At 70.6% G+C, this 13,050-nt stretch carries 13 protein-coding genes; 5 read left to right on the forward strand and 8 right to left on the reverse strand.

Annotated elements, in window-relative coordinates:
• Window positions 1–83 precede the first annotated feature (83 nt).
• Window positions 84–434, forward strand: a complete 351-nt coding sequence (locus DEJ47_RS02450) for a hypothetical protein (protein WP_223828200.1) — start codon at window positions 84–86, stop codon at window positions 432–434.
• 33 nt (window positions 435–467) lie between these two features.
• Here the strand turns inward: DEJ47_RS02450 and DEJ47_RS02455 are convergent, their stop codons facing one another.
• From DEJ47_RS02455 to DEJ47_RS02470, 4 genes are all read right to left on the reverse strand, one after another.
• Entirely contained in the window at window positions 468–674 is a 207-nt protein-coding gene (locus DEJ47_RS02455) for a hypothetical protein (protein ID WP_150164467.1), read from the reverse strand.
• Between the two features lie 105 nt (window positions 675–779).
• The gene (locus tag DEJ47_RS02460) at window positions 780–1,679 is read right to left on the reverse strand and encodes an NAD-dependent protein deacetylase (RefSeq protein ID WP_150164469.1); all 900 of its coding nucleotides are present in this window, start codon (window positions 1,677–1,679) and stop codon (window positions 780–782) included.
• A 50-nt stretch (window positions 1,680–1,729) separates the two neighbouring features.
• A complete protein-coding gene (locus DEJ47_RS02465; RefSeq protein ID WP_223828201.1) occupies window positions 1,730–2,818 on the reverse strand; it encodes an FUSC family protein in 1,089 nt (362 codons plus the stop codon).
• Between the two features lie 282 nt (window positions 2,819–3,100).
• Window positions 3,101–3,553, reverse strand: a complete 453-nt coding sequence (locus DEJ47_RS02470) for an SRPBCC family protein (protein ID WP_150164471.1) — start codon at window positions 3,551–3,553, stop codon at window positions 3,101–3,103.
• Window positions 3,554–3,759: 206 nt separating this feature from the next.
• Between DEJ47_RS02470 and DEJ47_RS02475 the strand changes: the two genes are divergently transcribed.
• On the forward strand, window positions 3,760–4,620 hold the full coding sequence (locus DEJ47_RS02475) for a restriction endonuclease (RefSeq protein WP_150164473.1): 861 nt from the start codon (window positions 3,760–3,762) through the stop codon (window positions 4,618–4,620).
• A 34-nt stretch (window positions 4,621–4,654) separates the two neighbouring features.
• Here the strand turns inward: DEJ47_RS02475 and DEJ47_RS02480 are convergent, their stop codons facing one another.
• Complete coding sequence (locus tag DEJ47_RS02480) at window positions 4,655–6,874, reverse strand: MMPL family transporter (protein WP_150164475.1); 2,220 nt, start codon at window positions 6,872–6,874, stop codon at window positions 4,655–4,657.
• A 157-nt stretch (window positions 6,875–7,031) separates the two neighbouring features.
• On the opposite strand from DEJ47_RS02480, the gene DEJ47_RS02485 reads away from it, so the two are divergent.
• Window positions 7,032–7,766 (forward strand): TetR/AcrR family transcriptional regulator, encoded by a 735-nt coding sequence (locus DEJ47_RS02485; RefSeq protein WP_150164477.1) that lies wholly within the window; start codon window positions 7,032–7,034, stop codon window positions 7,764–7,766.
• A gap of 27 nt (window positions 7,767–7,793) precedes the next feature.
• Here DEJ47_RS02485 and DEJ47_RS02490 read toward each other — a convergent pair whose 3' ends face one another.
• Together DEJ47_RS02490 and DEJ47_RS02495 are read right to left on the reverse strand one after the other, a co-directional pair.
• On the reverse strand, window positions 7,794–9,452 hold the full coding sequence (locus tag DEJ47_RS02490; RefSeq protein ID WP_150164478.1) for a catalase: 1,659 nt from the start codon (window positions 9,450–9,452) through the stop codon (window positions 7,794–7,796).
• A gap of 177 nt (window positions 9,453–9,629) precedes the next feature.
• Window positions 9,630–10,088 (reverse strand): DUF4383 domain-containing protein, encoded by a 459-nt coding sequence (locus DEJ47_RS02495; protein ID WP_150164480.1) that lies wholly within the window; start codon window positions 10,086–10,088, stop codon window positions 9,630–9,632.
• 329 nt (window positions 10,089–10,417) lie between these two features.
• On the opposite strand from DEJ47_RS02495, the gene DEJ47_RS36735 reads away from it, so the two are divergent.
• A complete protein-coding gene (locus tag DEJ47_RS36735) occupies window positions 10,418–10,843 on the forward strand; it encodes a DUF1360 domain-containing protein (protein WP_223828202.1) in 426 nt (141 codons plus the stop codon).
• A 161-nt stretch (window positions 10,844–11,004) separates the two neighbouring features.
• Window positions 11,005–12,135, forward strand: a complete 1,131-nt coding sequence (locus DEJ47_RS02505; RefSeq protein ID WP_150164484.1) for a PQQ-dependent sugar dehydrogenase — start codon at window positions 11,005–11,007, stop codon at window positions 12,133–12,135.
• A 36-nt stretch (window positions 12,136–12,171) separates the two neighbouring features.
• Here DEJ47_RS02505 and DEJ47_RS02510 read toward each other — a convergent pair whose 3' ends face one another.
• Entirely contained in the window at window positions 12,172–12,864 is a 693-nt protein-coding gene (locus tag DEJ47_RS02510) for a M15 family metallopeptidase (protein ID WP_223828203.1), read from the reverse strand.
• Window positions 12,865–13,050: the final 186 nt, after the last annotated feature.

A 13,050-nucleotide genomic window follows, 5' to 3' on the forward strand; every position in this document is an offset into this window, starting at 1 on the left:
ACCACGACAGTTCGTCGTCGAGCGGCTCGGGAGGCACGTCCGGTTCGTCGACGTCGGGTTCGGGCTACGACGACGATGACGACGTGTACGGCGGCGGCACGCACCGGCGGCTGCCGACCGACGACTCCGGCTCGTCGAGCTCTTCCGGGTCGGGCGGCAAGCGCACGGAGGACGCGACGGCGAAGCTGGTGCGCTGCGCGACGAAGGCCGCCCCGTACGCGACGGTCCAGGTCACGAACAAGAACGACAAGGCAGGTCGCTTCTGGGTCTCGGTCACGTTCGTGGACGCCGACGGCATCACGGTCGTCGAGCAGTCCGAGAAGGTCAGGGTCCCCGGAGACGGCAAGGCGACGGCCCGGGTGGAGGTCGGCGGCGGCGGCCTCGTCGGCTCGGTGAAGCACTGCGAGGTGGACCCGCAGGCGCTGCCGGCCTGAGCCGTCACCGCGCCGTCCTCACGTTTACGCGGATCAGGCGCCGTCCAGCACGCGCTGGACCGCCTGCTGGGCCTCGTAGAAGTCCGCGTCGGAGACCTTCGGGTCGTCCTCTACGGTGTCGAGCCAGTCCGCGATCTCCTCGGGCGTCCAGAGGTCGAAACCCTTCGGAATGTCGAGCGTCGTGGTGGTGGCGCGCAGTTGCTCGGCGGCGGCTGCTTCCTTGACGCTGCGTGTACTCACTTCGATCATCGTGTTTCTCCCCTCGGGTCCGGGAACGGACGGGCGACGTTGCCAGAGGTGGGGCCGGGATGTCCAACTGTTGCGTCTGTCGCGGCCGGGCCCGTGTCAGGAGGGCGGCAGGACTTGCCGCGCCACGTCCGTCAGGGCGCGGTCCAGGGGGAGGTCGACGCGGGTGGCGAGGCGGTCACCGCGGGTGGGGCCCTGGTTCACGATCAGGACCGGGGTGCCGGACTGTGCGGCCTGGCGCACGAAGCGCAGGCCCGACATGACCGTCAGGGACGAGCCGAGGACCAGCACGGTGGTCGCTCCGTCGATGAGGCTCCGGCACACGGCCACCCGCTCGGGCGGGACGTTCTCGCCGAAGAACACCACGTCCGGCTTGAGGACGCCCGTGCCGCAGGCCGTGCACGCCACCGTCCTGAAGCCGCTGACGGCCTCGTCGGGCAGGTCCACGTCGCCGTCCGGGTTCACCCGCGCCGCGCGGTGCCGGGCGGCGGTCTCCTCGAAGCCGGGGTTGGCCCGGCGCAGCCGCTCGTCGAGCGTCGCGCGGTCGTACGCGGCACCGCAGTCCAGGCAGATGACGCGGCCGAGGGTGCCGTGCAGCTCCACCACGTTCGGTGCGCCGGCGGCCTGCTGCAGCCCGTCGACGTTCTGCGTGATCACCCCGGTGACGAGACCCGCCTCGGCCAGGGCCGCCACCGCGCGGTGGCCCGTGTTCGGGCGGGCCCCCGCCATGGACCGGCGGCCGAGCTGGCTGCGCGCCCAGTACCGCCGCCGCGCGTCCTCGCTGCCGATGAACTCCTGGTACGTCATCGGCACGTGATTGCGGCGGAACGCGCCGTGCTCACCGCGGTAGTCCGGGATGCCGGACTCCGTGGAGAGGCCCGCCCCGCTGAGCACGACGACGCCTCCCGCGCGCACCGCGGCGACGACCGCCGAGAGGTCGGTCGAGGCCGGAGGCAGGTCGCCCTGCGGCTCCCAGGTCAACGTGGGTCGCGTCCGCATGTCCTTCAGCTTAGGGCCGGACTGCGACAGTGCCGCGGTGACCGCCCGGCTCAGGCGTCCGCCGTGTCCTGGAGCACGTCGCAGGTGTTCTGGAACTCCTCCATCAGACGGGTGGCCTCGACGATGAGGACGCCGTACGGGCGGGACGCGTCGGCCAGCGGCAGCTTGTGCTCCTGCGCCGCTTCGAGCACCTTCTCCAGTGCCTCCTGGGCGGTGGTGGCGAGCCCGCACATCTCCTTGGCCTGCTCGGACAGCGTGTCGGAGTCGAGTTCGACGAGGACGTGCACGATGTCGCGCAGGCTCGCGGCGAAGTCGGCGTAGGCCTCCAGGGCGGGACCGTAGGTGTACGTGTCCTCCGTCTCGCTCCACCGGCCGAGACTGCGGGTCAGCGAGGCCAGCTGGTAGACGGCGCGTTCCATGGCGCCGAGTGCCTGCCGGAAGCGGTCGAAGCTGAGGTAGCCGCGGTGGGCGGGGAGCAGGCGGCGCGGGTTGAACGGCACGCTGTTCTCCGCCGTGCTCAGCCCGGTCCGCGCCTGGCCCACCGCGTCCTGCACGCGCTCGCCCGCCTTGCGCCACTGTTCGGCCCGGTCGGCGTCCACGTCACCGCTGCTCAGGCCCTCGGCCATGTCGTCCAGCAGGTACTCGATCTCCGCGGCGAGGACGCGCAGGCCCTGCTCGGCGCTGCGGTAGCGCAGCGGGGGCGCGATGCACAGGTTGACGACGAGACCGATGCCGCAGCCGATGAGGACGAGGAGGATGATCTGCCCGAGCTGGAGGGCCCGGTCGGCGTTCGTGGCGGCGGCGGAGTACGTCGAGAAGGCGAAGAACGCGGCGGTGGCGACCTGGGAGCGCTGCTCGCCCAGCGCCGTCCACTGGCCGAGGCTCAGCGCGATGGCGGCGACCACGACGAAGGCGAACAGGTCGGGTCCCGCGCTGAAGCCGATCGCGGCCTGCACCGCCACGCCGACGACGACCGCGGCGATGTAGCGGAGCGTCTGCCACACCGACTTCTGGAGCGTGACGTTCATGATCAGCACCGCGGAGAACGGTGCGAAGGCGGGGGACGTGGCGTTCAGGAAGTCGTACGCGATCCACCACGACAGCGTCGCCGCGAGCACGCGCTTCGCGATGAGAAGCACCGTGTGACGTTCGTGCCCGGACGAGTTCCACGCCCGCGCGATCCACGCTCCAGCATTACGCAACCACTCCACCACGCGCTCCGACCGTCCTTGTGTGCTCAGTCCCGGTCCTCGGGGACCTCGGACGCTGTACAACCCGAGACACTGTGTAACCCGCATCGACCAGTTGAACCGGGAGCGCCGCCACCATTGCTGCATCCGGCGGGCGGCCACGCGCGGCGACACGCGGAAGGCCCGGACGACCTCGCCGGTCGTCCGGGCCTCCGCCGCGTCTCGTGCGGGTCACACCTCGCCGCGCCAGGCGCCCGTCTCCGCTCCGCCGCGCTTCTCGATGAACTTCTTGAACCGGCCCAGGTCACCGGTGACCTGGCGCTTGACGAAGCCGAGCTTGTCGCCGACCGTCTCGGCGAGACCCTCGGGGTCGTAGTGCATCTGCAGCATGACCTTGGTACGTGAGTCGTCCAGACGGTGGAAGGTGACGACGCCGGCCTGCTTGGCCTCGCCCTCCACCGTGGTCCAGGCCACGCGCTCGTCCGGGATCTGCTCGGTGATCCTGGCGTCGAACGTGCGCTCCACGCCGTCGATCTTCGTCACCCAGTGGGTGAGCTTGTCGGTGCGCTGTTCGATCCGCTCCACCCCTTGCATGAACTCGGGGAACGTCTCGAACTGGGTCCACTGGTTGTACGCGGCGCGAACCGGGACGTCGACCTCGATGGACTCTTCGACTTGCGACACGGATGACACCTTTCCTCGCGTACGTCCTGGCGCAGCCACGCGGCCGGTCTCGTGCGGTGCGGCCGGGCGGTTGCACCTCTCTCTGCACTCGCGAGTGCCCGGGACATCCGGTTTCACTCACGGCCTCCCCGGTGCTCTTTTGGCCGTGCCGATCTTGGGCAACCGGGGGAAGTGATCTTCATATCCGTCCACCGCCAGGGGGAGCAATGACCGTATCCTCGCGCCCGGTTCGGCGGACGAACCGCGAGCGGCGCTTCGATCTGCGCACGACCGCCCTGTTCTTCGTGTTCGTCGCGATCCTGCTCGTCGGCGGGGCGGCCCTGGTGCGCGCCGCGGCCCACATGGTCGAGAGCCGCCCGCTGTGGATCGGCTCGCTCGCCGTCGTGGGCCTTGCGGCCGCCTGCCTCGGCGGGTCCCGGTGGCGGCGCTTCTCAGCGGTGAGGTACGCGCGGCGCGCGGCCGAGGCGCTGGAGGAAGCGGCCGAGCGGGCGTCCGAGAGCCTGGAGGGCACGGGGATGCCGGCGGCCGCCGCGACGGTCACCGCTCCGGTGGCACCCGTCTACGCGGGGGACGGTTTCGCCCCGGAACCCGCCCCCGGCACGGAACCCACCCTCGTACTGGACCCGGAGGAGACCACGACCGTCGTCGTCGACCCGCCGGTCGTGTACGTCGACTACACCGAACTCGACGCCGACGCCTTCGAGCAGGCCGTGGCCGACCTCTGCGCCCGCGACGCGTGCCAGGGCGTGGAAGTCGTGGGCGGGGCCTGCGACTTGGGCGCGGACGTCGTGGCGGTGGCGCCGGACGGCCGCAGGATCGTCATCCAGTGCAAGCGCTACGGCGAGGACAACAAGGTCGGCTCGCAGGACCTGCAGCGCTTCGGGGGCACGTGCTTCACGGTCCACGAGGCGGATGTCGCCGCGCTGGTGACGACGAGCGAGTTCACCGCTCCCGCCCTGGAGTACGCGGAGCAGTGCGGCATAGTCTGCGTGAACGGCGCGGAGCTGCAGGCGTGGTGCGACGGTACGGGTCCGAGCCCGTGGGACCTGGTGGTCGCCGACGCCTGACCCGCACCGGCACGGCACCGGCGCCGGAGACGCGTCAGACCTTCGCCGCGACCTGCTGCGCCGCGGGCACCGGGCCGTCCTCGCTCAGGCCGAACCGCGCGTGGAACCGGCGCAGCGGCCCCGGCGCGTACCAGGCGGAGCGGCCGAGCAGCCGCATCGCGGCCGGTACGAGGATGCCACGCACGGCGACCGCGTCGATGAGGATGGCGAGACCGCTGCCGAGTCCGAAGAGCTGCATGAAGCTGATCTCGGCCGTGCCGAAGGCGAAGAAGCTGACCGCGATCAGGGCCGCCGCCGCGCTGACGATGCCTCCGGTGTGCCCGAGGCCGCCCGTGACCGCGGACTCGTTGTCCTCGCCGAGGTCGTGGAGTTCTTTGATGCGGCTGGTGACGAACACCTCGTAGTCCATGGAGAGGCCGAAGGCGACGCAGAACATCAGCACCGTCATCGACGTCTCCATCGGCTGCGCGGTGAAGCCGAGCACCCCGGAGAGGTTGCCGTCCTGGAAGATCCAGGTCATCACGCCGATGGTCGCGCCCAGGCTGACCGCGTTGAGGACGAGGGCGCGCAGTGGCTGCACGACGCTGCCGGTGAAGAGGAAGAGCAGCATGAACGTGGTGACGACGATGAGACCCACGGCGAGCGGAAGCCGGCCGGCGATGGAGTCGTTGGAGTCGACGAGTTCGGCGTCGCCGCCGCCGACGAGCGGGTGTGTCCCGGCGGGCGGAGCGGTGGCCCTGACTTTTCCGACCAGGTCCTTCGCCGCGTCGGACTTGGGCGTCAGGGTGCTGACGACGTTGAGCTGCTGCGCCGTGGGGCGGCCGAGGGCCGGGTTTCCGGGGCCGGTCCTGCCGTCGGCGTAGGTGCCGGTGCTGGTCTCGACGCGGGCGACACCGTCGAGCCCGGACAGGCGTGCCGCGTACGACGCCAGCGGTGCCCTGTTCACGTTCTCGTCGATGACGACGCGCAGGGCCGCCGCGTCGTTTCCGCGGAAGTTCTCCCGCAGCGACACGGAGACCTCGCGGCTCTCGGCGTCCTCGGGCAGGACGCGTTCGTCGGCCGTGCCGAAGGTGATGCCGAGGAGCGGGCTCGCCGCGAGGAGCAGGACCGCGAGCACAGGCAGGGCGGTGAGCGCGGGGCGGCGCATGGCGGTGCGGGCGAGGCGGCCCCACACCGACGTCCGGATGCCCGGCGCCGGTGCCGGGGTCCCGGTGCGTGCCCGCTTCGCCCACGGCATCCGCCCTTTGTTCACGCGGTGCCCCAGGACGTTGAGCAGCGCGGGCATCACGAACAGGGAGGCGAGGGCCGCGATGACGACGACGCCGACGCCGGAGTAGCCGAACGAGCGGAGGAAGTACTGCGGGAACACCATGAGCGCGGCGAGGGCGGCGGCCACGGTCGCCGCGGAGAACGCGACGGTGCGGCCCGCCGTGCTCATCGTCCTGCGGACGGCGTCCTCGACGCTCGCTCCCGCCGCGAGCTGTTCCCGGAACCGGCTGATCATCAACAAGGCGTAGTCCACGCCGAGTCCGAGGCCGAGTGCCGTGGTCAGGTTGATCGCGAAGATGGAGACGTCGGTGACTCCGCCGACCACGTACAGTTCCGCGAAGACCCCCACGATGGCGATGAGCGCGACGGCGAGCGGCAGCAGCGCGGAGACGACGGTGCCGAAGACGACCAGGAGCAGCAGGAGGATGAGCGGGACGGCTATGGTCTCGGCGAGGACGAGGTCCTTCTCGGTCTGCGGCCCCATCTCGTGGCTCACGCCGGCGCTGCCGCCCGCCTTGACGGTGAGCGTGTCCTCGTACGTTCCCGCGTAGTCGTCGATGACGCCCTTGGCGTTCTCCTGCTGCTGCGCGTCGTGGCCCTTGACGCGGGCCAGCACGAGGGCCTCGCGGCCGTCCTCGGAGCGCAGGTCGGGGCTTTCGGTGTCCCAGTACGAGACGACGTTCTCCAGGTCCGGCTCCTTCTTCAGGTCCGCGATCAGCGACTCGCCGTCGCGCCGTGCGGCGGGGGCGTCGATCCTGCCGTCGGTGGCGCGGACGAGGAGTACCAGGTTCGTCTCTCCGCCGAGCTTCTCGTCGATGACGTTCCTGGCCCGGGAGGACGGGGAGGCCGGATCGTCGAACCCGCCCCCCAGCAGCTTCCCGAACGCACCGGCTCCCAGGACGCCCATGAGAGCCACGATCACTGCGGCGACGACGAGTACCAGCCGCGACCGGCGGATCGCCAGCTCGGCCATGCGTTCGAACACGCGCTGTCTCCTTCATGTACGGGTTGGTGTACGGGTGTTGTGGTGACGGGCGCAGCCGACGCTAGCGGGGTACAACAAATTTGAGCAGTGTCAGATTTTCTTCACGGGATGCCGGATTACGGCCCCGGGGAGTGGCAGAGCGACGTACGGTCGCGGTATGTCCACCCACGAAATCCCCACGCCCAGGCCGTCGTTGCGCGAGCGCCGACGTGCGGTCGCCGTCGACGAGATCGTGAGCACGGCCGAGGCGCACATCGCCGAACACGGCCCGCACGCCCTGTCGTTGCGCGCGGTGGCCCGCGGCCTCGGCATGACCGTGCAGGCGCTCTACCACTACTTCCCGAGCCGGGACGATCTCGTGACGGCCCTCGTCACGAAGGCGTACGACGACTTGGCGGACGCGGTGCGGGCCGCGGCGGAGACCGCGCCGGACGACCCGGACGTGCCGGGAATGGTCGTTGCCGCGGAGGGTTACCGGCGATGGGCGATCGACCATCCCGAGCGGTTCCAACTCCTCTACGGAGCACCGCTCAGGCACTACCACGCACCCGTCGACGGCCCCACGACGGAGGCGAACCGGCGGATGAGCGCGGTCTTCGAACGGGAGCTGTTCCGGGGGTTCACACCGGAGCAGCTGGCGGCGGCCGACACCCGGTCCCTGTCCCCCGCGTTCCTCGGCCACCTGGCTCGGCAGGCGCCCCCGAGCGGCACCGCCCTGCCGCCGTCGGCGACGGCCCTGCTGCTCAGCGTGTGGGGCTATCTGCACGGCATGGTCGCCCTGGAGGTGTTCGGGCACACCGGCTTCCTCGGCGTCCACCAGGGCGAGCTCTACCGCATGGCGATGCGGAACCTGTACGAGGACGTGCGACGGCGGGTCCCGCGGCAACCGTGACCCGCGGGACCCGCCGTAGAGCGTCGGTCAGCGTTTGACCACGTGGCGTTCGTTCGGGACGCAGTGCGTCATCGTCAGGCCGGAGACGTCGCGCGGCGGGTTGTTCCCCAGCCGTACGAGGCGGCTGCGGTCCTCGTCCGTCATGGTCTGGCCCTGCAGCGGTTCGAGGTGGGACACGTCGTCGGGGCCGATGCCGAGCCCCTTGCCGACGCGCAGCCCGAGGTCGTTCTCGACCAGCAGGAAGTGCCAGACCATGCGCTCCTGCACCTTCCGGTCGCACTGGGAGATGAGGGTCACGAAGTTGTGCACGAGGTCGTCGCGCTCCCAGTCCTCCAGGAGCAGATAGCGCTGTCCGGCCTGGAGGTAGTCGTTGGTGCGCGGGATGCGCTTGCGGGTGAGCCGGCCGCGGACCTCGGGGCCCTGCTCGTCGTGCGTGGGGTACTGGCCCTCGCGCAGGCCGCCCGTGATCGACGGCTCGTAGTTGACCTCGGGGTTCTCGTTCGCCGCGCGGTTGTCGTACGCCATCGCACCGTCGCGCTGGTTGGTGCGCACGGTCGCGTTCTTGGCCCGGTTCACCGGCAGCTGCAGATAGTTCGGGCCGACGCGGTAGCGCTGGGTGTCGCTGTACGAGAAGGTCCGCCCTACCAGCATCTTGTCGTCGGAGAAGTCGAGGCCGTCGACCAGGACGCCGGTGCCGAACGCGATCTGCTCGTTCTCGCCGAAGTAGTCGTCGACCGTGCGGTCGAGGACCATGCGGCCGACGGCCTTGGGCGGGAAGTCCTGCTCCGGCCAGGTCTTGGTGTCGTCCAGCGGGTCGAAGTCGAGCTCCGGGTGGTCGCCGTCCTCCATGACCTGCACGAGCAGCTCCCACTCGGGGTAGTCGCCCCGGCGGATCGCCTCGTACAGGTCCTTGGTGGCATGGCCGAGCTCGCCGGCCTGCACGTTCGCCGCGTCCTCCTCGGTCATGCTGCGCACGCCCTGCTTGGGCATCCAGTGGTACTTGACGAGGACGGTGCCCCCCTCGGCGTCGACCCACTTGTAGGTGTTCACACCGAAGCCCTGCATGTGCCGGTAGTCGGCGGGGATGCCGCGGGGGCTGAACAGGTTGACCAGCATGTGCATGCTCTCCGGGGTCTGCGACATGAAGTCGAAGATCCGGGCGGGCTTCTGCTCGTGCGAGACCGGGTCGGGCTTCAGCGCGTGGATGACGTCGGGGAACTTCACGGCGTCCCGGATGAAGAAGACACCGAGGTTGTTGCCGACCAGGTCCCAGTTGCCGTCCTCCGTGTAGAACTTCACGGCGAAACCGCGCGGGTCGCGGGCGGCCTCGGAGGAGTCGCGGCCTCCGATGACGGTGGAGAAGCGCAGGGCGACGTCGGTGCGCTTGCCGCTCTCCTGGAACAGCTTGGCCCGGGTGTAGCGGCTGATGGGTTCGTCGCCCCACTTCCCGTACGCCTCGAAGTATCCGAAGGCGGTGACGCCCCGGGCGTGGACGACGCGCTCCGGGATGCGCTCGCGGTCGAAGTGGCTGATCTTCTCCAGGAAGTGGTAGTTCTCCAGCGTGGCCGGGCCTCGCGCGCCGACCGTGCGCTGGTTCTGGTTGTCGTAGATGGGGTGACCCTGTCGGTCGGTGAGCACCGGCCGGGAGTCGTCCGCGGGTGAACCCATGCTCGATACGTCCGTCATGACCGTCGGCTCCTTGACGAGTGACCGCGTGCGCGGACCTGCGTTCCGGCACGCGTGCGGGCCGGACGGTGGAACCCCGGTGCCCGGCCCGTCCACGATCACACAGATGGGCCGGGGGCGCCGCGCCAGACGCCCGGGGTTCCGCCGTTCAGCTGTCGGGTTGGATTTTGGTGCCCGTCACGTCCGTGCCGTGGTGGTGGCGGGGCGGCGGGTCAGCAGCGCGCCCAGGGCGATCATGCCGATGCCGAGGGCGAAGTGCAGCCAGTCGTCCGCGTTGTTCAGCGGCACGAAGTTGGCACTGCTGTGGTGGCCGACGAACAGGCCGTACAGCCACAGCACGAGATAGACGGCTCCTCCGGCCATCAGATAGGTGCGGGCGGCGGAAGCGGTCCGGGCCATCACCAGACCCGCGACGCCGAACGCCAGGTGGACGAGGTTGTGCAGGACGGAGATCTGGAAGATTCCGAGCAGCTCGGCACCGGAGTCGTGCGAGGCGAACTCCATGGTGTCGTAGTCCGTGGTGACGCCCGGGACAAAGCCGAGCACCCCCACCAGCAGGAACACGGCTCCGACCAGCAGGGCGGCCTGCTGGACCGGGGACCGGGCGTCGCGCGTCGCACGGGTGTGCGTAGTCATGATGGCGACCTTCTTCCTGAGCGCTCCGGATGAGCGCCTGGCCGCGGCGAGTACCCCGCGCCCCGCGCGCCTACCACCGCACGGTGGAGAGACCATCGGGCATCGGTCCGTTTCCGGCCGCGCGGAAGGGTTACCTGGTGCGCAGGCTCGCCTGGGTGGATCCGCCCCTGAGGCGCGAAAGCCTGCGACACGCTTCAGTGGAGGTTGCGGTGGTTCAGGACAGTCGTGAGAAGGGCGCCGGCGTGCGACGGATCAGGGGAGCCTTTCGGCGTGCGGGCAGGGCCTACTCCTCGGGAGAGGAACACCGGCTCGGTGGGCACGCCGGAGCCGTGGCCGCGTTCGGCGCGTACACGGCGGCCTGGGGTGCGGCCGTCCGGCTCCGGAAAGCCCCTCTCCCGGAGCGCCCCGAGCCCTGGGACGTGCTGTTCGCGGCGGCGGCCACCTTCCGGCTCGGCCGGCTCCTCAGCAAGGGGTCGGTGACGAGCCCGCTGCGGGCGCCGTTCACCCGCTACGAGGAGGCGTCCGGGCCCGCCGAGGTGAGCGAGAGCCCTCGCGGAAACGGCGTGCGGGCGACCGTGGGCGAGCTCGTCACCTGCCCGTTCTGCCTGAGCGTCTGGCTGACCGCCACCGCCACCGGGGCCGCCCTGCTGTGGCCGAGGGCCACGCGCACGGTGACGGGCGGCCTTTCCGTGCTGGCTGCTGCCGACGCGATGCAGCTCGGTTACGACTGCCTGGCGCAGAAGAACGGCGAGTAGGCCGGGGCAGAGAGCGTCGCGCGGGTCGAGGAGAAGAGCGGAAGCGGAAGACAGTGGTGTCCTTGGTCTACACCAGGCGCCCGTGTCCCAGTACTCTCGTCCGTGGCCAGCAGCACACCATGGTGACCTCCCCCCCCCTCGCCGCCTCCAGGAGGATCACGGTGAACGTTCGCACCAGAAGCTCTGCGATCATCGGCGCTCTCTGCCTCGTCACGTCCGTCGCCTTCACCTCGGCGTCCGCCTCCCCCCGCGAAGACGCGGCGAAGGTCGCGCTCACCAAGGTGGCCACGGCCAAGAACCCGTCCGCAGGCACCGCGGGTCCCGGCGGCGCCGTCTGGATCGCCGAACGCGCGGGAACCGTACGCGTGTTGGGCAAGCAGGGGCTCGGTGAGCCCGTGCTCGACATCTCCGCCGAGACCACCACTGACGGCGAACGCGGCCTGCTCGGCATCGCGTTCGCCAACGACTTCAAGCACTTCTACATCTCGTACACGGACCTCGAAGGCACCAGCACCATCGACGAGTTCGCCGTGCGCAAGGGCAAGCTGCGGCCGGAGACCCGGCGCACCGTCCTGACACAGACGCAGCCGTACGCGAACCACAACGGCGGCGACATCAAGTTCGGCCGCGACGGCTACCTCTACATCGCGTTCGGCGACGGCGGCTCAGGCGGCGACCCGCACGGCAACGGGCAGAACCTCGACACGCTCCTCGGCAAGCTGCTGCGGATCGACCCGCGGGGCGGCAAGCCGTACGCGATCCCGAAGGACAACCCGTTCGTCGGCGACCCGAAGGCGAAGGACGAGATCTGGGCGTACGGACTGCGCAACCCGTGGCGGTTCTCCTTCGACAAGGGCACCGGCGACCTGTTCATCGGTGACGTCGGGCAGAGCGCCTGGGAGGAGATCGACCGGGCGCCCGCGGCCGGCAAGGGCGGTGAGAACTACGGCTGGTCGCAGATGGAGGGCACCCACCCCTTCCGTGACGGCACCGAGCCCGCCAACCATGTGCCGCCCGTCCACGAGTACGACCGCACCGGCCTCGGCTGCTCCGTGACCGGCGGGTTCGTGTACCGGGGGAAGGCGATCCCCGGGCTCAGGGGCCAGTACCTGTTCAGCGACTACTGCGACGGCACCGTCCGCGCCCTGAAGCTGAAGGACGGCAAGGTGACCGGGGTGAGCGATCTGGGCGTCAACGGCGGCGAGGTCGTCTCGTTCGTCCAGGGCGGAAACGGCGAGCTGTACGTGCTCGACCTGGGCGGCCCGGTGTCCCGCATCGACCCCGCGGCGTAAGGCCCGCGGGGCGGGTCCGGCGGCGCACGGGCACTCTCACCGTCCGTTGGCCGAGAAGTGCTGGTAGTCCGGTGCGGGCCAGCGCCCACCCCACTGCCAGCCCACCTCGCGCATCGCCGTCGTGATGACGTCACCGTTCTTGATCATGCCCTTGGAGGTGCGTCGCCTGTCCAGATAGGCGACGCCCGCCGCGGGGTAGACGCGCCCGTTCCTGTCCACGTACGGGTTCTCCAGCGTGTTGATGTCCACCGCGTCCCCGTACGAGTGCTGCGACAGGCGCGACGGATCGCCGGTGACGGCACGGCAGTTGAACGCCGAGGTGTTGTCCGCCTTCATCGCCGCGACGTCGCTGCCGCCGTACGCCGCCATGGTCCGCATCCGGCGGACGGGGAACCGGGCGTCGAACGCCCGGCCGAAGACGTACAGCATCGGCCGCACGGCCCGCTCGCGCACGACGAGCTCACCGGCGTGGACGCGGCCGTCGAAGCCCCAGTGGTTCATGCGGATGAGGCGCAGGCCGGAGGGCGCGACGGGGCACCCCGGATGCCAGCTGCGGCCGAGGTCGCGCGCCGAGACGGCGCTGACCCGCGCGTCCAGGGCGGGCTCCCGTGTGTCCAACGCGGGCTCCCGCTGCGTGTCCGCCGCGGCGGACGGCGGGCCGAGGGCGGTGAGGAGAAGTGCGGCCGGAACGGTGAGTGCGAGGAACGCACGGGCTCGAAGCGTGATCACCCCCCAGACATAACGCTCCCCGCGGCCACGCCCGGCCCGCACAGCCGACCGCAGACCGCCGTTCGCCCGATTGGTGGGGCCCCCGGGCCGCTCCGGTCTCCCACCGCGCCCTCGTTTTTCCTTTTCCTGGACAAAGTGTGGACGTCCCCCGGCACCATCCCTACGCTGAGCGTCGCTCTGCCACAG

It is taken from the genome of Streptomyces venezuelae (assembly GCF_008642355.1).
GTDB classification, from domain to species: Bacteria; Actinomycetota; Actinomycetes; order Streptomycetales; family Streptomycetaceae; genus Streptomyces; species Streptomyces venezuelae_B.

What these genes read in the sequence shown, in the direction of transcription:
- DEJ47_RS02460 (WP_150164469.1), bottom strand. Translation starts at nt 1,679, where the DNA reads ATGCGGACGCGACCCACGTTGACCTGGGAGCCGCAGGGCGACCTGCCT.
- DEJ47_RS02475 (WP_150164473.1), top strand. Translation starts at nt 3,760, where the DNA reads ATGACCGTATCCTCGCGCCCGGTTCGGCGGACGAACCGCGAGCGGCGC.
- DEJ47_RS02485 (WP_150164477.1), top strand. Translation starts at nt 7,032, where the DNA reads ATGTCCACCCACGAAATCCCCACGCCCAGGCCGTCGTTGCGCGAGCGC.
- DEJ47_RS02490 (WP_150164478.1), bottom strand. Translation starts at nt 9,452, where the DNA reads ATGACGGACGTATCGAGCATGGGTTCACCCGCGGACGACTCCCGGCCG.
- DEJ47_RS02495 (WP_150164480.1), bottom strand. Translation starts at nt 10,088, where the DNA reads ATGACTACGCACACCCGTGCGACGCGCGACGCCCGGTCCCCGGTCCAG.